The 21,003-nt window shown below is 61.0% G+C and carries 20 protein-coding genes; 6 read left to right on the forward strand and 14 right to left on the reverse strand.

All coding sequences use genetic code 11. The features are described from left to right. Nucleotides 1-37 precede the first annotated feature (37 nt). Nucleotides 38-1,330, forward strand: a complete 1,293-nt coding sequence (locus ACIK7D_RS10830; protein WP_400156391.1) for a serine hydrolase — start codon at nt 38-40, stop codon at nt 1,328-1,330. A gap of 3 nt (nt 1,331-1,333) precedes the next feature. Here the strand turns inward: ACIK7D_RS10830 and ACIK7D_RS10835 are convergent, their stop codons facing one another. From ACIK7D_RS10835 to ACIK7D_RS10875, 9 genes are all read right to left on the reverse strand, one after another. Next, nucleotides 1,334-2,077: a metallophosphoesterase family protein gene (locus ACIK7D_RS10835; protein ID WP_400156275.1), complete on the reverse strand. Its 744-nt coding sequence runs from the start codon at nt 2,075-2,077 to the stop codon at nt 1,334-1,336. Nucleotides 2,078-2,082: 5 nt separating this feature from the next. Beyond that, entirely contained in the window at nt 2,083-2,439 is a 357-nt protein-coding gene (uraH, locus tag ACIK7D_RS10840; RefSeq protein ID WP_137452854.1) for a hydroxyisourate hydrolase, read from the reverse strand. Next, the gene (locus tag ACIK7D_RS10845; RefSeq protein WP_127757907.1) at nt 2,436-2,936 is read right to left on the reverse strand and encodes an ureidoglycolate lyase; all 501 of its coding nucleotides are present in this window, start codon (nt 2,934-2,936) and stop codon (nt 2,436-2,438) included. The genes uraH and ACIK7D_RS10845 overlap by 4 nt, the downstream gene beginning before the upstream one ends. 3 nt (nt 2,937-2,939) lie before the next feature. Further along, nucleotides 2,940-3,302 (reverse strand): DUF86 domain-containing protein, encoded by a 363-nt coding sequence (locus ACIK7D_RS10850; RefSeq protein ID WP_035220083.1) that lies wholly within the window; start codon nt 3,300-3,302, stop codon nt 2,940-2,942. After that, on the reverse strand, nt 3,299-3,589 hold the full coding sequence (locus ACIK7D_RS10855; RefSeq protein ID WP_035220685.1) for a nucleotidyltransferase family protein: 291 nt from the start codon (nt 3,587-3,589) through the stop codon (nt 3,299-3,301). Before ACIK7D_RS10855 ends, ACIK7D_RS10850 begins: the two co-directional genes overlap by 4 nt. 53 nt (nt 3,590-3,642) lie before the next feature. Next, nucleotides 3,643-4,140, reverse strand: a complete 498-nt coding sequence (uraD, locus tag ACIK7D_RS10860) for a 2-oxo-4-hydroxy-4-carboxy-5-ureidoimidazoline decarboxylase (RefSeq protein WP_400156276.1) — start codon at nt 4,138-4,140, stop codon at nt 3,643-3,645. After that, the gene (gene puuE, locus ACIK7D_RS10865) at nt 4,140-5,063 is read right to left on the reverse strand and encodes an allantoinase PuuE (protein WP_400156392.1); all 924 of its coding nucleotides are present in this window, start codon (nt 5,061-5,063) and stop codon (nt 4,140-4,142) included. The genes uraD and puuE overlap by 1 nt, the downstream gene beginning before the upstream one ends. Before the next feature lie 204 nt (nt 5,064-5,267). Then, nucleotides 5,268-5,975, reverse strand: coding sequence for a DUF1045 domain-containing protein (locus tag ACIK7D_RS10870; RefSeq protein WP_003524263.1), 708 nt, complete (start codon nt 5,973-5,975; stop codon nt 5,268-5,270). 96 nt (nt 5,976-6,071) lie between these two features. Next, entirely contained in the window at nt 6,072-7,280 is a 1,209-nt protein-coding gene (locus ACIK7D_RS10875; protein WP_400156277.1) for an NAD(P)/FAD-dependent oxidoreductase, read from the reverse strand. Between ACIK7D_RS10875 and mnmD the strand changes: the two genes are divergently transcribed. Next, nucleotides 7,279-8,046, forward strand: a complete 768-nt coding sequence (gene mnmD, locus ACIK7D_RS10880) for a tRNA (5-methylaminomethyl-2-thiouridine)(34)-methyltransferase MnmD (protein ID WP_174025363.1) — start codon at nt 7,279-7,281, stop codon at nt 8,044-8,046. The two genes, ACIK7D_RS10875 and mnmD, sit on opposite strands and share 2 nt — an antisense overlap. 31 nt (nt 8,047-8,077) lie before the next feature. Here the strand turns inward: mnmD and ACIK7D_RS10885 are convergent, their stop codons facing one another. Beyond that, complete coding sequence (locus tag ACIK7D_RS10885; RefSeq protein WP_400156278.1) at nt 8,078-11,752, reverse strand: response regulator; 3,675 nt, start codon at nt 11,750-11,752, stop codon at nt 8,078-8,080. 505 nt (nt 11,753-12,257) lie between these two features. Here ACIK7D_RS10885 and ACIK7D_RS10890 point away from each other — a divergent pair. Further along, nucleotides 12,258-13,730 (forward strand): DEAD/DEAH box helicase, encoded by a 1,473-nt coding sequence (locus tag ACIK7D_RS10890; protein WP_080816057.1) that lies wholly within the window; start codon nt 12,258-12,260, stop codon nt 13,728-13,730. Between the two features lie 231 nt (nt 13,731-13,961). Here ACIK7D_RS10890 and ACIK7D_RS10895 read toward each other — a convergent pair whose 3' ends face one another. The 4 genes from ACIK7D_RS10895 to ACIK7D_RS10910 all read right to left on the reverse strand — a co-directional run bounded on the left by ACIK7D_RS10895 (nt 13,962) and on the right by ACIK7D_RS10910 (nt 17,357). Beyond that, a complete protein-coding gene (locus tag ACIK7D_RS10895; protein WP_400156279.1) occupies nt 13,962-14,870 on the reverse strand; it encodes a DMT family transporter in 909 nt (302 codons plus the stop codon). A 161-nt stretch (nt 14,871-15,031) separates the two neighbouring features. Next, complete coding sequence (locus ACIK7D_RS10900) at nt 15,032-15,421, reverse strand: DoxX family protein (protein ID WP_162936597.1); 390 nt, start codon at nt 15,419-15,421, stop codon at nt 15,032-15,034. A gap of 241 nt (nt 15,422-15,662) precedes the next feature. Then, nucleotides 15,663-16,280 (reverse strand): L,D-transpeptidase, encoded by a 618-nt coding sequence (locus tag ACIK7D_RS10905; protein ID WP_137003900.1) that lies wholly within the window; start codon nt 16,278-16,280, stop codon nt 15,663-15,665. Between the two features lie 180 nt (nt 16,281-16,460). Continuing rightward, a complete protein-coding gene (locus tag ACIK7D_RS10910; protein WP_400156280.1) occupies nt 16,461-17,357 on the reverse strand; it encodes a DMT family transporter in 897 nt (298 codons plus the stop codon). A 444-nt stretch (nt 17,358-17,801) separates the two neighbouring features. Here ACIK7D_RS10910 and ACIK7D_RS10915 point away from each other — a divergent pair, with 444 nt between their 5' ends. The 3 genes from ACIK7D_RS10915 to ACIK7D_RS10925 are packed head-to-tail and all read left to right on the forward strand — an operon-like array spanning nt 17,802 to nt 20,999. Then, nucleotides 17,802-19,211: a circularly permuted type 2 ATP-grasp protein gene (locus ACIK7D_RS10915; RefSeq protein ID WP_162936596.1), complete on the forward strand. Its 1,410-nt coding sequence runs from the start codon at nt 17,802-17,804 to the stop codon at nt 19,209-19,211. Nucleotides 19,212-19,214: 3 nt separating this feature from the next. Next, nucleotides 19,215-20,156 (forward strand): alpha-E domain-containing protein, encoded by a 942-nt coding sequence (locus ACIK7D_RS10920; protein ID WP_400156281.1) that lies wholly within the window; start codon nt 19,215-19,217, stop codon nt 20,154-20,156. 21 nt (nt 20,157-20,177) lie between these two features. Next, the gene (locus tag ACIK7D_RS10925; RefSeq protein WP_400156282.1) at nt 20,178-20,999 is read left to right on the forward strand and encodes a transglutaminase domain-containing protein; all 822 of its coding nucleotides are present in this window, start codon (nt 20,178-20,180) and stop codon (nt 20,997-20,999) included. The last annotated feature ends 4 nt before the right edge of the window (nt 21,000-21,003 follow it).

Below are 21,003 nucleotides of genomic sequence, written 5' to 3' on the forward strand. Positions count from 1 at the left end.
AAAGGGGTGGATTATGTCGGGAACGATCAAACGGGGAATGGCGGGTGCATGGGTCTTCGCAATCGCCTTCTTTTGCGCGATCCTCTCATTGCAGGCATCGCCCGCCCAGGCCGGTTACGCCCATTTCATCATGGATGCCAATACCGGCAAGGTTCTGGCCGCCCGCAATGCCGATGTGCTGAACCACCCGGCCTCGCTCACCAAGATGATGACGCTTTACATGACCTTCGAGGCGCTGCATGCCGGCCGGCTTCGCTGGGACCAGAAGATAAAGATGTCCAGGAACGGCGCAGCCGTTATCCCCTCGAAGCTTTATGTGCGCCAGGGGCAGACCTTCACCGTGCGCGAGGCGGTCTACGGCATGATCGTCAAATCCGCCAACGACATGGCGGAAGGCATGGGCGATCATCTCGGCGGCTCCGAGGCAAGGTTCGCCGAGATGATGACCCGCAAGGCTCGCCAGCTCGGCATGTCGAAAACGGTGTTCCGCAACGCTTCCGGCCTGCCCAGCAAATCGCAGGTGACGACGGCGCGTGACATGGCGAAGCTTGGCCTTGCGTTGCAGCGCGACTTTCCCAAGGAATATGACCTCTTCGCCATGGAATCCTTCAGCTTCCGGGGAAAACGCATTCGCGGTCATAACAATCTGATGTATCGCTATCAGGGCATGGACGGCATCAAGACCGGTTATACCAATGCTTCCGGTTTCAACCTCGTCAGCGCCGTCAATCACAATGGCCGCCGCGTCGTCGGCGTCGTGCTGGGCGGCAAGACCGCGCGCAGCCGCGATGCGCAGATGGCCGCCCTTCTCGACAAGGCCGTGCCGCAGGCATCGAGAAGCCGCAACACCGAACAGCTCGTCGCCAGCGCCAATGTCAGCCGCACCTTTGCTGTGACGCCTGCAGCCGCGCCCGCCGCTTCAGTACCGCCCGCCTCCGTACCATTGCCGATGTTCGCGGAGCGCCGCCAGGATCCGGTCGCCATGCAGATCGCCACGGCGAATAACCAGATGGCCGACATGATGCAGGTTTCGGCCATCCCGCGGCCGGCTCCCGCGGCGGCCTCCGCCAGCCAGAGAAGCCGCTGGGAAGTGCAGATCGCCGCCACCGACAGCGAAGCCGCCGCCCGCTCGCTGCTCGCCAATGCCCGCTCCAACATCGCCGGAAATTATGCCGGGATAGCCCCCTACACCGAAGCCGTGCAAAGCGGATCGGCAACGCTCTACCGCGCCCGCTTCACCGGCTTCGAAGACCAGTCTTCGGCCGTTTCCGCCTGCAAGGAACTGAAGGCGCAATCTTATTCCTGCGTGGTGATGACCAGCGAGGGGTGAGGATCAGCGCTTGAGCCAACCGCTCGCCAGCGCATCGGCCAGATGCGGAATCCCATTGACCTTCGCCATCTCGGCCATGGCCATATTGTCGTAACGGATATTGCGGAAATAGACCTGCCAGCCGCGCCCGGTCTCCTCCAGCACGGCATAGGTGGCAAGCGGATGACCGGCCTCGACGTGATGGTCGAAAGGCGTGTCGTCCTTCCAGCCGGGGCAGCCGACGCTGCCGGGATTGACGATCAGCCGGCCGTCGGAAAGCTGCACGGTACGGGGAATATGGGTATGGCCACACAGCATCAGCGGCTGGGTGATGCCTTCCGCCATGGCTTCGATTTCGGCCAGCGGCCGCAATTTCAGAACGCCTTCCGGCGACAGCGTTTCCAGCCAATATTCCAGATCGTCACGCGGCGAGCCATGGCAGCAATAGGCGACATCCTTGAACACCATGCTGAACGGCAGGGTTTGCAGCCAGTCCAGATGGGCGGCGCTCAGCTGCGCATGCGCCGGCCTTTCCCAGCTTCCCATCTCTTCCGGCGCACGCTCGATCAGTTCCCGGTCATGATTGCCGCGAATGCTGGGAATCCAGTTGCTAACAAGCACATCGCCGGTAAACCCCGCTTCCAGCGGGCCGCTGAAACAATCGCCGAGATTGACGATGTCCTTGATGCCAAGCCTCGCGATATCCTCCAGCACGGCTTCAAGCGCGGCGCAGTTTCCGTGAATATCGGCAATGGCGGCAAAGATCATGGCAATCAGCTTCCTCGATAGGTGGAATAGCTATAGGGCGAAAGCAGAAGCGGCACATGGTAGTGGCCGCTCTCATCGGCAATGCCGAAACGGATCGGAATAATATCGAGAAAGGCGGGCTCCGGCAGCGCCACACCCTTGCCGCGCAGATAATCGCCGGCATGGAAAACCAGCTCATATTCGCCGGCCTTGAAACCGTCGCCGGCAAGCAGAGGCCCGCCGTCGACACGGCCGTCGCTATTGGTCTGCACCGTCTTCAGCTTCTCGCGCCGATCGCCGGAGAGCCGGTAGAGCTCGATCGTCAGCCCTTCGGCAGGCGTGCCCTGGGCGGCATCGAGGACATGGGTGGTCAAACCGGTCATGGCTTGGGCTCCGCGATCATATAGGGCTTATCGAAAAAATACTCTTCCAGATTGTTACCCGGCCCATCGCGGTCGGCAACCAGAAAATCCGAAACCGCCTGCAATGGCATCAGCGGATAATGCCAGACATTGCGGCGGTAATTCACGCCCTGATCGCCCCGCGCCAGAAACACCTGTGGCCGACCGGGCCGGCCGCCATCGTCATTGGCGACGACCACGAGGAAAGGCCGGCCGGAAAGCGGCGAAAAACTCTGGCTGCCGAGCGGATGCCGTTCCATCATCTCGATTTGATGCGGAAAGGCGCGCGGCTGCCCGCGGAAAATATTGAGGATGACACGCGCGCCCTCACCCGCCGCCTCGGGGGCTGCGAGCGCATGGTGCCGCTCGGTCTGTCCGCCATTGATATGCCGCATGGAAGAGGGTGTCGTTTCGATCACATCACCGAAGGATGCGAAAGCCTCTCTGGTGAGAGGTTTTATGTCGAGAAAATCAGTCAAATGTCATTCACCTTGGGCATGCCAGTTTCGGAGGAGGGACAGACGCGCCTGCAAATCCGGAATACTCTGCGTTATCGTTTTCCAGACGACCGAGAGCTCCGCCCGGAAATAATCATGCACGATCAGATTGCGCATACCCTTCATCTTGATCCAGGGGATTTCCGGGTGCTGCTGTAAAAATGCGGGGTAGTGCTTGTCCAGCTTCGCGACCGCCTCGCCAATCAGGGCAAGACCCATCATGACCGCCATCTGCGTCCGCGTGTCGGAGGAAAAAGCGGCCTCATCCATATCCTGAATGAAATCCTGTATTCTGGAGGCGGCAACATCCATCTCCTTCAGATAGAGCAGAAGCCGATCCGTACTCATACCGCTTTGGCTTCCTTCAGAACGCGCGCCCGTATATCCGAATGCAGGCCGCCTGAGGTGACGACGTCGACCTCCACACCAAGCAGCGCCTTCAATTCCTCCAGCAAACCGCCGAGATCAAACAGTGTTGTGCCCGGCAGGGCATCCACCAGAATGTCGAGATCGCTGTCTGGCCGGTCCTCGCCACGGGCGACGGAGCCGAATACGCGCGGGTTGGCCGCGTTGAAGCGTTTCGTCGCTTCGCGGATCGCTTCCCTGTTCTTTTCCAGCACCTCGGACGGTCTCATGATCTTCATCTCCAGACGGCGCGATTCTAGCAGAACGGCCACCACTCGCCAATTCAGCCTTCCGGCAGCATCGAGGAAAGGCGCAGCCAGGCGATCTTTTCCACCTGCGCCGTCGCCGTCTCAAATTCTTCGGCCGCGCCGTTGCCGATGCGCGTCTCGAAGGCGGAAAGAATATCGTGCCTGTTCAGCCCCTTGACCGCGATGATGAAGGGAAAGCCGAATTTTTCGGTATAGGCGCCGTTCAATTCGGTAAAACGGGCGTGCTCTTCGGGGGTAAGCCGGTCCAGCCCCGCACCGGCCTGTTCGTTGCGGCTGTCGGCCGTCAACTCACCCGCAATCGCCAGCTTGCCGGCCAGATCGGGGTGCGCCCGCAAAACGCCGAGCCTTTCCGCCTCGGAAGCGGCGCGAAACTGCGCGCTAAGCGCGGCGTGAACCGCCTTCGCCGTCAGTTCCAGGCCCGCTCCGCCGGCGTCATAGGCCCGTTCGGCGATGAAAGGCGAATGTTCGAAGACGCCGCCGAAACGGGTGACAAAATCCTCACGCGTCACCATCAAAGCACCTCCGGCTTATGATGTTCATGCCAGTGACGGGCGATCTCGATGCGCTGCGGGATCCACACTTTCTCATGGCCAAGCACATATTCGATGAAACGGCGAAGGGCTGCCGCGCGGCCGGGACGGCCGACAAGGCGGCAATGCAGGCCGACGCTCATCATCTTCGGCGCGCCTTCGATGCCCTCCTGATAAAGCACGTCGAAAGCATCCTTCAGATAGGTGAAGAACTGATCGCCGGAATTGAAGCCCTGCGGCGTGGCGAAACGCATATCGTTGGTTTCGAGCGTATAGGGAATGATCAGGAAAGGCTCGTCCTTCGCTCCCTTCACCCAATAGGGCAGATCGTCGGCATAGGAGTCCGACGAATAGAGGAAACCGCCCTCTTCCATGACAAGGCGCAGCGTATTGTCCGACGGCTTGCCCTGATACATGCCATAGGGACGCTCGCCGGTCACCTCCGTATGCAGACGCACGGCTTCGACTATATGCTTGCGCTCTTCTTCTTCGGAAAAATCCTTATATTCCAGCCAGCGATAACCGTGGCTGGCGATTTCCCAACCCGCTTCCTTCATCGCCGCAACGGCTTCCGGGTTACGGGCCATGGCGGCGGTCACGCCATAAACGGTGGTGGTGACGCCGAGCCCGGTGAACATGCGCCACAGCCGCCAGAAGCCGGCGCGCGAGCCATATTCATAGATCGATTCCATGTTCAGGTTGCGCTGGCCGGGCCAGGGCTGGGCGCCGACGATTTCCGACAGCAGCGATTCCGATGCCTTGTCATTGTCGAGAATGCAGCTCTCGCCGCCCTCCTCGTAATTAATGACGAATTGCACGGCGATGCGCGCGCCGCCCGGCCATTTCGGATCGGGAACATTGCGGCCATAGCCCACCAGATTGCGGGAGTAATTTTCGGAAATCATGCAGCCACCCAGACCATCTCTCCCAAGGCGGAAACCGATTTCGGGAGACATAAAACAGACCTCCGAAGCGCGATGACCCGGAACGGGGAGAACACACGCTTCAGATATGCGATATCCGGACGGTAGCATCCGCATCCGGAATGTCGAGATCAATCTTGCCGACATTCCGATGCTTTTTTGTATACGATTACTCCGACGCGCTCTTCAGGCGATCTTTCGGGCAGAAACGCGGCCCATGGGGTGAAGCGAGTGTACCCGGAAAGGCGCGCCCGGTTCATCCTCGATGAAAAGCGCAAGGCTGGAAAACTGCAGGGACCGCGTCAGCAGCGGCTCGAAAACCTTGCGCACGGCCCGCTCTATCCTCTGGCTGCTGGACGCTTCCACACCGCCGGTCAGCGACATCTGGAACCGGAACTCGTCCATCACATGCGGGCTGCCCCAGCGATGCAGATTGGTGAGCTGCGATGCCGAAAGCCGGTCCGGATCCGCGCGCTCGATTTCCGCGTCGGAGAGCGGCGCCCGGTAACGGTCGAATTCCTGCACCACGCGGGCGGCAAAAAAATGCAGCACTTCGCAGGGGCGCTCGGGAACGAGGCTGAAGACATTCTCCTGCCTTGCCACCACCAGTTGCGGCAGCGTGAAGGGCTCCTGCCTGCCGGAAAAATACATCAGGTCGCGCAGAAGCGCGGCCTCGGAATGGCCCTCCGCAAGACGGAAGGGAGCCTTGATCGTGCCGTGGAAACCGTAACGGCGCGGCAGCGCCGTATGGTAGGAAATCTCCTGCATGCCGAGATCGATCATGCCCGGCGGCTCCACCGCCTGACCGGAATAGGCATCGCGCCCCAACCACGCGGCGGCCGCCTGCGTCAGGGGGTCATTGGGGGAAGGCGTGAAATGAATGGCGTATCGCATGCGCTGTCACCTCGCCGCAAAAGCGGACAAACCGGCCTCGTTGCAGGCCAGCAGATAAGTGATTTGCGTGACAGATTAACGACGTAAGCGGCCTGATCAGAGCTTTCTAAAGTCCGCGACGGCAATACTCACGTGTTGTTGAAGGTGAAAGCCCGAGGGGATGACAGGTGTGTGACCGCACACGCTCTGCAACGCCGCATCGGCAAGAAAATGCGCAAGCCCGAAGCTGACCTTGAAGCCGCCGGTCAGCGCAACGAGCCTCGGATGGCCAGGGATCGTGCCCACCATCGGATCCCTCCCCACCGCCTTCGGGCGCAGCCCGGCCCAGCGTTCCAGCACCGGCGCGCCGGCAATCGAGGGAACAACGGCAGACGCATCCGCCAGCAGTTTTTCGAGCTTTTCATCGGTACTGAAGGGATCGGAAAAACAATCTTCGCTGGTACTGCCGATCGCGACGGTGCCATCCTCATGCGGTACGATATAAAGACCGTTCAGGAACACGACCGGCATCGCCGGGTCGGCTGCCGCGTCGAGAAGTGCCGCCTGCCCCTTCACCGCCTGCCCCAGCGTCACGCCGGCCTCCAGGCCGAGGGCGTCGCGGACCAGGGGGAAGGAACCATGGCCGTTGGCGACGATGACATGGCCGAAAGAAACCGCGTCGCCCGACGACAGCACCGCCCGCCCGGCATCCACGTCGAGCGAAAGAACGCGGCAACCTTCCGCCAGCCGCACATGCCGCGCCTTGCCGAGAAAAGCCGAAAGAAGGGCGATCATCGCGCGCGGCGAGACCCGCGCCGCCAGCGTATCGAACACGAAACCCGCTTCACCCGCCGCATCATCCACCCAGCCCGCGACCGAAGGACTGTCACCGACATGCCAATGGAACCGGCGCTCGCCCGACACCCAGTTCTCCAGCGCATCCCGTTCGTGCCGTTCGGCAATGGCGCGCAGATGCGGCTTCGGCAGCGGAATGATACGACCTGCGCGGCGGTAGCCGGCGGAAAGCCCGGTTTCCGCCTCCAGCCCGGCAATCTCTTTTTCCAGCGCAACCAGGGCATCGAACTGGAACTGTTTCTTGTCCGACCAGCGGTCCGGCATATGCGGCATCAACGCACCCAGCAGCCCGCCGCTGGCGCCGTCGCCGGGGCGATCCGCCTCCACCAGCAATGTATCGATGCCGAGCCTTTCCGCCTTGACGGCGGCCCACAGCCCCATGATGCCGCCACCGACGACGAGAAGCGGCACGGAAGCCGGCAATCTTGGAGATTGACCCTGTTCGAAAGCGGGATTATCGGCTTTAGCCATGAAACATTCCAACGAAAATATCACAGAGACCGGCGCAGCGGCCGGTTCACCGGCCGGGGAAACCCCCACCGCGCTCGACTGGCGTGACGGGGATATGCCCTATTCACTGGCCTTTGACGACCATTTTTATTGCCAGACGGATGGCCGGCTGGAATGCGGCCATGTCTTCCTCTCCGGAAACGGCCTGCCAGAGCGTTGGCTCGAACGGGAGGGCACATTTCGCATCGGCGAACTGGGCTTCGGCACCGGGCTTAACCTCTGCGAGACATGGCGCCAATGGAAAGAGATGCGGAAAGAGATGCGCAACGGCCGCTCCAGGCTGCATTTCATCTCCTTCGAACTCTACCCGATGAAGGCGGAGGAAATCGACCGGGCGCTTTCCCGCTGGCCGGAAGTGGATGCCGAACGCAAGGCACTCACCGCCCTCTGGCCCGCCGAGCCGAAAGGACGGGTCGAAATCCAGCTCGATGACGAAACGCGCCTGACAGTGGTCTGTGGCGAGGCGCTCGCCGGCATTTCCGCAAGCGAGGAAAGTTTCGACGCCTGGTTCCTCGATGGCTTCGCACCCGCGCGCAATCCGGACATGTGGTCGCTGGAAATCATGCAGGCGCTTTTCGCAAAGACGGCGCCCGGCGGCACATTCGCCACCTATGCCGCCGCCGGCTTCGTTCGCCGCAACCTCATCGCCGCCGGTTTTGAGCTGGAGCGCCGGAAAGGTTTTGCCGGAAAGCGGGAAATGCTCTGCGGGACCAAACCCTCCGACTGACGCCAAGCAGAAGCGTGTTCCAGTCGAAAACTCACACGCCCGGCACGTCGCGGCGCGGCATGTTGTCGCCCAGCCATTGCGCGATCTTGTCTTCGAGCGTTTCCGGGCTGATGGGCTTCGACAGATAATCGTCCATGCCCGCCTCCAGGCATAGTTCCCGATCCGCCTCCTGCGTATGGGCGGTAACGCCGATGATCGGCACATGCCGGCCGTCGGCGGCGGTCCGTTCCGCGGCGCGGATGGCCTGCGTCGCCTGATGTCCGTTCATGACCGGCATCGAGACATCCATCAGGATGATGGCGGGATTATTCTCCTGCCAAGCCTGCACGGCCTTCTTGCCATTACCGACGATCAGAAAGCGCAGACCCGCCTGCTGCAATATCTGGGTGAAGACGATCTGATTGACGTCATTGTCCTCGGCCACCAGCACATCGACAAGGCTCGGCCGATGCCGCGCCGGCACCGCCGTCGATACGGCATCGCGCTGCTTTCTTTCGGCCGAGCCTTTTTCCGGCCGGACGGCGCCGTCACCGCGACCTGTTTCACGCGGGACCGGCGCTTGCCGGGCGCGTTTCAGCCGCACATCCCGCACCACGTCGAACAGGGTGGAGCGCAGGAGCCGCGCCCGCGCCGGCTTCATTAGATGCGCCTGTACATTGAGATCGGTGAACAGCGTCTCGTCACCGACGACATCCATGGAGGTCAGGAAAACAATGGCGATGTCGTCAAAGCGCGCATCCGCCCGGATCCGTTCCACCACATCCAGCCCGTTCATGACAGGCATATGATAATCGAGAACGATGGCGTCGATGGAAAACCCGAGAGACGCCGCCTCCTCAAGCACGGCGATGCCGGAAGGCCCGTCTTCCACCGCGTGGCCGTCTATGCCCCAACTGCGCAACTGCTCCGTCAATATGCGGCGATTGACGTCGTTATCGTCGATGACGAGCACGCGAATATCGTCGATCGCCACGGAAAGAAGCGGGAGATCGCGCTGTCTCTCGGTCACCTGAAACGGAATATTGACCTCGAAGGTCGATCCCCTGCCGACATCGCTGACGACCTTGATCGCACCGTCGAACAGGCCGACGAGACCGACCGTGATTGCCAGTCCCAGCCCCGTTCCCTCGTGCCGGCGCGTGGCGGAGCCGTCGACCTGGCTGAACTTGTCGAAGATGGTTTCGAGCTTGTCGGCCGGAATGCCGATGCCACTGTCTTCGACGCGCAGTGACAGGATGGCCTCGGAGGCTTCCGCCGAACGTGCCGAAAGCTCGACCAGCACATGCCCCATTTCGGTGAACTTGACGGCGTTTCCAACGATATTGGTGACGATCTGCCGAAAGCGGCCGGCATCGCCGATGACCTTGCCGAAGACGGAAGCATCGATCCGGACGATCAGCTCTATGTCCTTTTCAAGCGCCGCCGAGGACAGCAGCGACACCACATCCTCGACCGCCTCCGCCGGATCGAAAGGCACGCTGCGCAGCCTCATCTGCCCGGCCTCGATCTTCGAGAAATCGAGAATGTCGTTGATGATCGTCAGAAGCGCATTGCCGGATTTGACGATGATATCGGTAAAGGTCTTCTGGCGCGTATCCAGATTGGACTTGGCCAGAAGCTCCGCCATGCCGAGAACGCCGTTCATCGGCGTGCGGATTTCATGGCTCATATTGGCCAGAAATTCCGATTTGGCCCGATCCGCCGCTTCCGCACGCGATAGCAGCCGCTGCAATTCCTCTTCACGCAGCTTCATCTCGGTCACATCGGTGACGATGATGAGCCAGTAATTGCCGGAACTGTTGGTGGCCTCCAGATTGAGCCAGCTTTTGCCGGCGACATGGATGAGCCAGGAAAACGGCCGGTTGGCGGCGATATTCTCCCTCCAGGCGCGCAGCGTCTCCGCAGCCTCCCCGGCCGTGCCGAAATCGCCGCGCCCGGCGCAATGGGCGAAGAAACCCGACCAGTTGCAGCCCTTTTCCAGAAGATGCGGCGGCACGTCGAACATACGCGCCATCGCCTCGTTGGACATGATGATCGTGCCTTGCTCGACCAGCACCAGCCCCTGCGCCATGGCGCGCGTGGCGCCCTGCATATATTCGCCGACCCGCTCCAGTTCGGCCTTCGCCTTGCCGATCTCGACGTCGCGCATGCGTACATCGGTGACGTCGGCATAGGTGCTGAGGATTTTTCCGCCTTCGAGCCGGGTTTTCGAAATGACCGTGACCTTGCCGCTTTTGCTGCGCACCTCGCGGGGCGCAAAGACCTCCTCCTTCAGAAGCCGCTGCACCCGCTCGCCATAGACCTCATCGAAAGGCCTGTCGCCATAGTCATAAAGGCCGCTGTCGAAATTCATCTCCATGAATTCGCGATAAGTTTTGCCGACAAGCGACTTCTCGCCGCCGATCTCGCCCCAGACCTCATAAAAGAACGGATTGACATATTCGATGACGAGATCGGCGCTGAGCAGCAGCACGCCCACCGGCAGGGCATGAAGAACCGCTTCGAGCTGGCGGTGCAGCGCCTCAGCCTCGGCCTGCGCGGCGATCAGCGCCTTTTCCCGGTCCTGCAGCAGGCTGGCATCGGTGACCGAGCCCACCAGATAGTATTCGTCGTCCGGCGTCGCGACCCGGCCGAGCCTTGTGATGACGGGAATGGCGCCGCCATCCGAAAGCGGAACGCTTCCGGTCTTTTCAATGGCTTCCCCCGTTTGCAGAATATGCTCGTTTTCCCGCTGGAACTGCGGGCCTTCCTCCGGAAACATCTCGCATTCGGTCTTGCCGATATGATCGGCGAGGCTGCCGCCCAGAAATTTCTCATAGGCCGCATTGGCAAAGGTCAGCCGCCTGTCCTGATCCCTCAGGAAAACGCCGACCGGCAATTGCTCAAGCGCGGCGCGCAGAAGCCAGGTCTCACGGATCTGCGTGCTCAGAAGCGTCTCATGCGCCTTGAACTCGGTGACATCCACCCGCAGCCCCACCAGCATGCCGTTTTCCAGCCGCTTGTTGACCATGCGCACCCAGCGGCCATCGGCAAACTGCTCCACCCTTTCGAGATAGGGCAGTGAAAAATCCCGTAGCTGCTCCTGCATCCACCCTTCGAACGCCGGATCACCGTCCTTCGCATCGCGATAGCCGCTCGAAAAATAAATCGCCCTCATCAACGTCTCGAGCGGGACGCCGGCCTTCAGGTCGACGCCGAGCGCGCCGTAGAATTCCCTGAAGCGGGTATTGCAGTAGACCAGCCGGTTTTCGCGGTCATAAATCACGATACCCGCGTCGACGAGATCGATCACGCCGCTGCCGAACAGCAGGTCCGAAGCGCTGTCGGCTTGCGGAAAAACCTCCACGGTGGCGGACGGCATGTCCTCGAACGCTTCGAACAGGAACAGATTGCCGTCGTCACCGGTGAAACGTTCGCAGCGAAGCGTGTATGGCCCGGACGCGCCCCCACCATGGCAGGCAATCATCTCATCCGTGGCGAAGACCAGCGAACGGCGCTCCCTGTCCTCGCGCTCGGCATCGCGTATATCGGCGGAAAGGGAAAGACTGGTGTGTCCCTTGAATGCCCCGGGCGGACGCCCCATGACCCGGGCATAGGCGGAATTGACCGCGATATAGCGAAGTTCGCTGTCCTTGATGCACGCGGGCAGGTCCAGGGCGGCCACGGCCCTGCAAGCCTTTTCGAGCAACCCGCAGCCTTCGGTCAATCGATACTCCACACCTTGCAGTCCATTCCTGTCGAATCAAATATTTCCGGACGCCATCGCAAAAAACGTTATGTGAGAAAATCGATCTTTGCTATGTATCCGAGGGGGCCGTTACCCTTTTTTAACCATAATTCTTCGCGTTCGCCCGTGCCGTCCCGGTAATCGCCGGCTACCGGTACGCATGGCTGCCATGCACCCTCCAGCGGCGGCGTTACAAAACTATCGCTTGACTTTGACGCACAAAACGCCCACATGGCCCTCAAGCTTTCACCTTCGGCAGCCGCGTGAGCTGCAGCGTATGACCGGAAAGACGTCCTTAAAAAGGAATCTGGCCCGCATGAAGGAAAAGCGCAAAGAATACAGAAGACGGCATGTGCCGCACTGATGCGCAGAAAGTTATTCCAACCCACAAGTTCCCAATTCACGCGGGGTTCTTGACGCCGAAACCGCCGGACAGCAGCCCTGTTCCGGACGATTGGTTTTTGGCGCCCCGAAAGGCATTATATTGACCAGTTTTAGCGAACTCGGCCTCTCCGAAAAGATCGTGGCCAGCGTTACCCAGCTTGGCTATACGACCCCTACTCCCATTCAGGCAAAGGCCATTCCGCTGCTGCTCGAAGGCCGTGACCTGATCGGCCTCGCACAGACCGGCACCGGCAAGACCGCCGCTTTCGGCCTGCCGATCATCGAAATGCTGATGAAGCAGGCGGACCGCCCGGCAAACCGCACCTGCCGCACCCTCATCCTCGCCCCCACGCGCGAGCTGGTGAACCAGATCGGCGAAAACCTGCGCTCCTTCGTGAAGAAGACGCCGCTGCGTATCAACCAGGTGGTTGGCGGCGCGTCGATCAACAAGCAGCAGCTTCAGCTCGAAAAGGGCACGGACATTCTGGTGGCGACCCCCGGCCGCCTGCTGGACCTCATCGCCCGCAACGCCATCTCGCTCTCCAAGGTCACCTATCTGGTGCTCGATGAAGCGGACCAGATGCTCGATCTCGGCTTCATCCACGATCTGCGCAAGATTTCGAAGATGGTGCCGGCCAAGCGCCAGACGCTGCTTTTCTCGGCCACCATGCCGAAGGCGATCGCCGATCTCGCCCACAGCTACCTGACCGATCCGCTCAAGGTGGAAGTGACCCCGCCCGGCAAGGCAGCCGACAAGGTGGAGCAATATGTTCACTTCGTCGCCGGCAAGAACGACAAGACCGAGCTTCTGAAGAAGTCGCTCAACGAAAACCCGGATGGCCGCGCCATCGTGTTCCTGCGCACCAAGCATGGTGCGGAGAAGCTCTACAAGCATCTCGAACATATCGGCTTCAAGGTCGCCTCCATCCACGGCAACAAGAGCCAGGGCCAGCGCGAGCGCGCTCTCAAGGGCTTCAAGGATGGCGAGATCAAGGTGCTGGTGGCAACCGACGTCGCAGCCCGCGGCATCGACATTCCGGCCGTCACCCACGTCTTCAACTACGACCTGCCGGAAGTGCCCGACGCCTATGTTCACCGCATCGGCCGTACCGCCCGCGCCGGCCGCGACGGCATCGCCATTGCGTTTTGCGCACCGGACGAAACCCGCCTGCTGCACGACATCGAAAAGCTGATGAAGATCGATATTCCGGTCGCCTCCGGCGAACGTCCGGCCGGTCTTGCCAGCCCGACACGCCCCAACAACAACCGCGGCGGCCGCAACAATAATGGCGGCCATCAGCGTGGTCCCCGCGAAGGCGGCCGTCACAACGGCGAATCCCGCCCCTCGCGCCACCATGCGCCGCGCGACGCGGACAACGATCTGGAAGTCACCTCCGACTTCAAGCGCGTCAAGCAGGCTGAAGGCGAAGCAGGCCGCCCGGCCGGCCCGCGCAAGCACCGCCGCCCGGCCCGCAAGCCCGGCGGCAGCGGCGCCAACCGCCACGCCCCTGCCGGCGGCAACGGCCAGGAAAAACGCGCTTCCGGCAACGGCCATCGCGGCCGTAACCGCTAAGTTGCTCTGAGTGGACTAAGGACGCCCGGCATTGCCGGGCGTTTCTTCTCCCCGCCGGGGAGAAGGTGGCCCGAAGGGTCGGATGAGGGGGTAAGGTCTCCATGATCCGGCGAGGGCGCCCCCTCATCCCGCTGCCGCGGACTTCTCCCCCTCGGGGAGAAGAAACAAGTGGCGAGCACTCGCCAATCAAGCCCTGCAGCCACATCCGGCCAGCGGGGCTTTTCTTTCCCTTCAACTACCCTGCGCGACCGGACGACGCCGTGACGGCAGGGTCATGGCCAGCACGCCGGCGATGACGCAGACAAGCCCCACCCACATGGCAGGCGTCGGCATTTCCCCCAGAAACGCCATGCCGATGGCGACGCCGACCGGCACCCTGAGATAGGCCTGCGACGTGGTGCCGACGGAGCCCAGCGTCTGCATCAGCCGGAAATAGATCATGAAGGCGAGCGCGGTCGAAAAGACGCTGAGGCACAGGAGCGCCGTCAGTGACGCCGCCGAAGGCGACAGCGTCCAGGGCCGGTCGACGATCAGGCTCACGGGCAACAGGAAAACAGCGCCGCAGATAAGCGAGCCGGCGGCCGGCATGATCGGATCGAGCCCTTTGAAATTTTTACTGAAAATAGCCGCGCAGGCATAGAAAAAAGCCGCCGTCAGCACGGCGAGCTGGCTCCATATCGCCTCGCCCGCGCCGCTCAGCGCTTCGACGCCGATGATGAGGCACACGCCCGTCATGCCGGCAATGGTGCCAAACAGCTTGCGCCCGCTGACCGGCTCGTGCCGGATAACGAGTGCCGTTAGAAGAAAGGTGAAGATCGGCGTCGTTGCATTGAGAATGACGGCAAGACCGGCATCGATGCTTTGTTCCGCCCAGGCGATCAGCGTGAAGGGCAGAACGCTGTTGATGCAGGCCTGAATGAAGAACAGCCGCCACGTCGCCAGATCCGTGGGCAGGCGCAGCCCGCGCAGCCGGATCACCGCAAAGAGCAGCAGACCGGCGATCAGGGTTCTCGATGCGATGAAGGTGATCGGCGGTATCGTCTCCACCCCGATCTTGATGAAGGTATAGGATGCGGCCCACAGCGTGGACAACAGGGCGAGAAACAGCAATTCGCGGGCGATGGGGTTCTGGGAGGTCACGGATCGATTTTCCAACTGCGTTCAGGATGGCCCGTTCTTAACCCGAAAACAAGCATCTATGCTTCGGCCACGGCCGAAGTTTTAATCCCTCGCTAAAAAAAGCTCCGCACGGCATGACCATGCGGAGCTTCTGCAAAAGAGATCGATGACGGGTCGGGCAATCAGGCCCGGCGCTCATCCACCGAGAAGGCGCCCGGACCGGCAACGAACAGATAGAGGAAGATGAAGCAGAACAGGATGGCGGCGTCGCCACCGTTCAGGGCCGGGAAGAAATTGCTCGGCGCATGCGCCATGAAATAGGCGACCGCCATCTGGCCGGACAGGATGAAGGCGACGGGTCGTGTGAACAGGCCGATCAGCACGAGAATGCCGCCGACGAATTCCAGCAGTGCGGCTACAAGCATCAGGGTCGGCAGCGAGCCTTCCATCTGCGATGCCGGAAAACCGAACAGTTTCTGCGTTCCATGCGCCACGAAAAGCAGCGCCGTCATGATGCGCAGCGCCCCGAGTGCCTGCGGGCGATAGCGGGAGAGAGAGTCGAAAGTTGCCATGTTCATGTGTCCCCGTTGAAGTGGTGCCGCGCTCGATACAGTGCATTTAACCCTTTATGGATACACGTCTCGAACACCGGAAATCACGTTTCCGATATAGCAGAACTCCCTTAAATACAGAAAGGGAGGCATTCTACACATGGTTGATTTCCCAGCATAAAATTGACCATCTGCCGAAAAAATCAACTCAAGGATACAGGCATTTTCTGACGTGGCAAAGGCGGAAAAATCCGCCTCTTCCTCACGCCTGCAAGACGACGACCTTCGAACCGACCGGCACGCGGCTGTAAAGATCGATGATGTCGTGGTTCAGCATGCGGATGCAGCCGCTCGACATGGCGTGGCCGATGGATTGCGGCTGGTTGGTGCCGTGCAGACGGAACATGGTGTCGTTGCCGCCGCGATAGAGATAGAGCGCGCGTGCGCCGAGCGGATTGTTCGGGCCGCCCGCCATGCCGCCGGCAAACTTCAGATTGCGCGGATCGCGGCGCATCATGTTCGCGGTCGGTGTCCAGGACGGCCATTCCGCCTTGCGGCCAATATAGGCATCGCCCTTCAGCGCAAGACCCTGCCGGCCGACACCGACGCCGTAACGCATGGCGCGCCCATCGCCCAAAACGTAATAAAGCCGCCGCGCCGGCGTATCCACCACAACCGTTCCGGCCGGGTGCCTGGTATCGTAGGTGACTTCCTGCCGGCGAAGCTCCGGCTTGACCTTGTCGAGATGCATGGCGGGAAGCGGGAATTTCTCCTCCGGCTTTGCCGCATAATTCAGCCTCTGCTGGCCGATGCCGGTATTCGCGCAGCCGGCCAGAAACAGCGGCAATCCGAACAGAACACCACGACGTGAAATAGACATGTAACCCCCGCCAAATCATGTGATTAACGAGAGGTATAATTTTATGGTTAACAAACCCCTAATATGCGGTTGTGGTAATTAGGACATTTCCAGGAAAAGTGGAGCCCGGTTTTCCATCCGGAAATGCAGCAAAACAAAGAGTTAGGGCGCTTTCGCTACTCGAAGAAAAGCGAAAACGCTCTAACGTGCGGCAATCGCTGCGGCAGGTCTGCGATTGGCGAGATAAACCCCCGTCACCGCCAGAACGGTGCCGGCAATCATGGCGGGTGTCAGCGTTTCCCCGAAAAGCAGTGCTGCTTCCACGGCCGCAAGCGGCGGCACCAGATAGATCAGCGAGGCGGCCCGCGAGACCTGCCCGCGGCGTATCAGATAAAGAAGCAACGCCACGGCGCCGATGGAGATCGCACCCACCGACCAGGCGAGCGTGGCGGCAAGGCCGAGGCTCCAGTCCACATGCCCATCCTCCAGCAGAAGCGCGAAGGGCACGGTGACCAGCAGCGCACCGACATATTGCAGCGTGGCCACCGCCATGATGTTTCCGCCATGGACATATTTCTTCTGATAGAGCGTGCCATAGGTAACCGAAGTCATGCCCAGCACATTCACCGCCACGGCGTAGAGCGGCACAGACAGGCCGACAGCACCGGTGGCCATGACCTTCGGCAGCACGGCAATGGCAATGCCGGCAAAGCCGATGAGCAGGCCGGCGCGCTGCAAGGGCGAGATCCTTTCGCCGATCATGTAGCGGGCGGCCACCGCCGTCATCAGCGGCTGCAGACCGGCGATGATACCGCCGATCGCCGCCGGCACGCCCTGCCCTATCGCCCACCAGATCATGCCGAGATAAAGACCGTGCAGGAAGACCCCGGACAGGATCGCCCGGAAGAGATCGGCACGCCGCTCAGGCCACTGGATGGAGGAAAAGCGGCAGATCGCCCACAGCAGCGCCCCCGCCAGCAGATAGCGCAGACAGAGAAAGGTCAGCGGTCCGGTATAATAGACCGCATATTTGGCGGTGACCCAGCCGGTCGACCAGAGAAAGACGAAGATGGCCGGAGCCAGACGGTCGAGCGACATGGGAACATCCCCTGTGCCGCACGAACCCCGTAACCGGACACGGCGCGGGAAAGGCGGCGAATTGATATTTCTGCGGCTTCACGCAAACCGGCGAAGGATCGAACCGGGTTATTCAGCAAGGCGGTATCCGCATCCCGGCGAAAGGTCAAAGGTGTTTTCGTGATCGCATCTTTCAGATTTTCTGATGCGACGCCCGATATTCATCAACCGAAAGCGACCGACTAAAATTTATGCATTCGCCCACGGCGCACACAGCACCGTCACCCCGATACGCGCCTCATCCCCGCGCAACCAATTTGCCAATGCCGCATTTATAGGCTGAAACCGAAAAAACGCTTCTTTTTTAAAACTCTAGAGCGGTGAAAAATCTTCGCAGGGAGCTCCGCATAGTTCTTGCATTGCATTTGGCGTTGTATTCATATGGCAAAAAAGGGGACATCGAAGTTGGCATTTGACGAAATGATAAATGCGGACGACACGCCGCGAAGCCCATATGAAAACTATAACGAGTGGTACAGCCGACAGGACAGGGCGCACCTGATCCAGAAATCAAAAGACGCGGAAAACATCTTTCGAAAAACCGGTATTACTTTCGCAGTCTACGGCCATGCCGACAGTTCAGAAAAACTGATCCCCTTCGATATCATCCCGCGCATCATCTCCGGACGCGAGTGGCGCAAACTGGCCCAGGGCATCGAACAGCGCGTCCTCGCCCTCAATGCTTTCCTCGACGATATCTACCACAAGCAGGAAATCATCCGCGCCGGCCGCATTCCCCGCGAAATCATCGAGAAAAACGAAGCCTTCCTGCCGGAAATGATCGGTTTCACCCCGCCCGGCGGCGTCTACACCCATATTGTCGGCACGGACATCGTCCGCACCGGCGAAGACCAGTTCTACGTTCTGGAAGACAATGCCCGCACGCCCTCCGGTGTCAGCTACATGCTGGAAAACCGTGAAACGATGATGCAGATGTTCCCGGAACTCTTCCATGAAAACCGCGTGCGGCGGGTGGAGGATTATCCCTATCTGCTGCGGCAATCGCTCGCCTCGCTCGCCCCGCCCGGCTGTTCCGGCAAGCCGCGCGTCGCGGTGCTGACGCCCGGCATCTATAATTCCGCCTATTACGAACATTCCTTCCTCGCCGACATGATGGGCGTGGAGCTGGTGGAAGGCTCCGACCTGCGGGTCATGGACGGCAAGGTCAAGATGCGCACCACCCGCGGTTATGAGGCCATCGACGTGCTTTACCGCCGCGTCGATGACGACTTCCTCGACCCGTTGACCTTCCGGCCGGATTCGGCGCTTGGCGTGCCCGGCATCATGGATGTCTACCGCGCCGGCAACATCACCATCGCCAATGCCCCCGGCACCGGCATTTCCGACGACAAGGCGATCTATTCCTACATGCCCGAGATCGTCGAGTTCTATACCGGCCGCAAGCCGCTTCTGGAAAACGTGCCGACCTGGCGCTGTTCGGAGCCGGACAGTCTGAAATACGTGCTGGACAACCTCGCCGACCTCGTCGTCAAGGAAGTTCACGGTTCGGGCGGTTACGGCATGCTGGTCGGTCCCACCGCATCGAAAAAGGAACGGGCGCTCTTTGCCGAAAAGCTCAAAGCCCGCCCCTCCAACTATATCGCGCAGCCGACGCTGTCGCTTTCCACCGTGCCGATCATGGTGAAAAACGGCATTGCGCCGCGCCATGTCGATCTGCGCCCTTACGTGCTGGTGTCGGACAAGGTGAAGATCATTCCCGGCGGCCTGACCCGCGTCGCGCTCAAGCAGGGCTCGCTAGTGGTCAATTCCAGCCAGGGCGGCGGCACAAAGGACACCTGGGTACTGGAGGATTAAGCCATGCTGGGCAGAACGGCAAACGGGCTCTACTGGATGTTCCGGTACATCGAGCGCGCTGAAAACATCGCCCGGCTGATCGATGCGGGTCTGCGCGTTTCACTGACGCGCTCGGGCAGCGGCGATGAAGACTGGGACGGCGTGTTGCAGAGTGCGGGCGTCCACGAGGCGTTTCTCGAAACGCATGACAAGGTAACGACGGCGGATGCGATCAATTATCTCCTGCGCGACAAGGCCAACCCGTCGAGCGTCCTCTCCTGCATCGAGGCGGGCCGCAACAATGCCCGCATGGTGCGCACCGCGCTGACGCGCGAGACGTGGGAAGCGACCAACGAATTCTGGATTGAGCTGAAGACCAGTCTCGACCGCAGGATAAAGGCGGCGGACATGCCGCAAATCATCGATGGCATCAAACACCGCGCCGGCCTGGTGCGCGGCGCTTTCCACGGCTCGATGCTGCGCAACGATCTCTATAATTTCTCCCGCATAGGCACTTTCATCGAACGGGCCGACAACACCGCCCGCATTCTCGACGTCAAATATTACGTGCTGCTGCCGGCTGTGGCGCATGTGGGGTCGTCGCTCGACAATGCGCAGTGGGAATCCATCCTGCGTTCGGTCTCGGCGCACCGCTCCTATGGCTGGGTCTACGATGCGGAATACAAGCCGGCCAATATTGCCGACTTCCTCATCCTCAATGGCCGCATGCCGCGTTCGCTTGCCTATTGTTACGAGAAGATCGCCAGCAACCTCAATTACATCGCCGAGGATTACAGCGAGAGGCACAAGGCGCATGAAACGGCCGAGAGCATTCGCGACAGCCTGCGCGCGACGACCATCGCCCGGGTGATGGACGAAGGTCTGCACGAGTTTCTGGAAAGATTCGTCCATCGCAACGGGCAACTGGGACAGGAAATCACGGAAGGCTACCGCTTTTATCAATAAGCGCGTGGACGGGGACAGCTTATGCGTCTGAAAATCACCCATACGACGGAATATGTCTATGACGAGCCAATGCCCTATGCGTTGCAGCGGCTGCGCCTGACGCCGCAGACCGGCCCCGGCCAGACGGTGGAGAACTGGGATGTCTCGGTCGATGGCGCCACCGTCGAAGTGACCTATGACGACCATTTCGGCAACCGCGTTGCGCTGGTGGAAACGGAAGGCCCGCAGCAGCGGGTGAAGGTGGTGGCGAGCGGCACCGTGAACACCGAGGACAAGGCGGGTGTGTTCGGTTACCACATCGGCAATGCGCCGCTGTGGCTTTTCCTGCGCGAGACGCCGCGCACCAAACCGGGAAAGCTCGTGCGCGAACTGGTGAAGGTGAGCGCCGGCGACAGCGAGCTGGCCCGCCTGCATGACCTCATGGAAAATATTCACCGCAAGGTGGAGTATGTGCCCGGCGCGACCGATATCGAAACCACGGCGGAAACAGCGCTGGAAGCGGGCAAGGGTGTGTGCCAGGACCACGCCCATATCCTGATTTCCGCCGCCCGGCTGATGGGCCTGCCGGCCCGTTACGTTTCCGGTTATCTGATGATGGAAGAAGTGGAGGAACAGACGGCCACCCACGCCTGGGCCGAAGTGCATCTTCAGGGGCTGGGCTGGGTGGGCTTCGACGCCGCCAACAATATCTGCCCCGACGGCCGCTATGTGCGCATCGCATCGGGCCTCTGCTACCGCGATTGCGCGCCGATATCGGGCATGCGGATCGGCCCGGCGGGCGAGACGCTGAATGTGTCGGTCACCGTGCAGCAATCGCAGGGCCAGAGCCAGTCGCAGAGTTGAGATG

Origin of the sequence: Agrobacterium sp. P15N1-A (genome assembly GCF_044626815.1) — a bacterium.
GTDB lineage: Bacteria > Pseudomonadota > Alphaproteobacteria > Rhizobiales > Rhizobiaceae > Agrobacterium > Agrobacterium leguminum.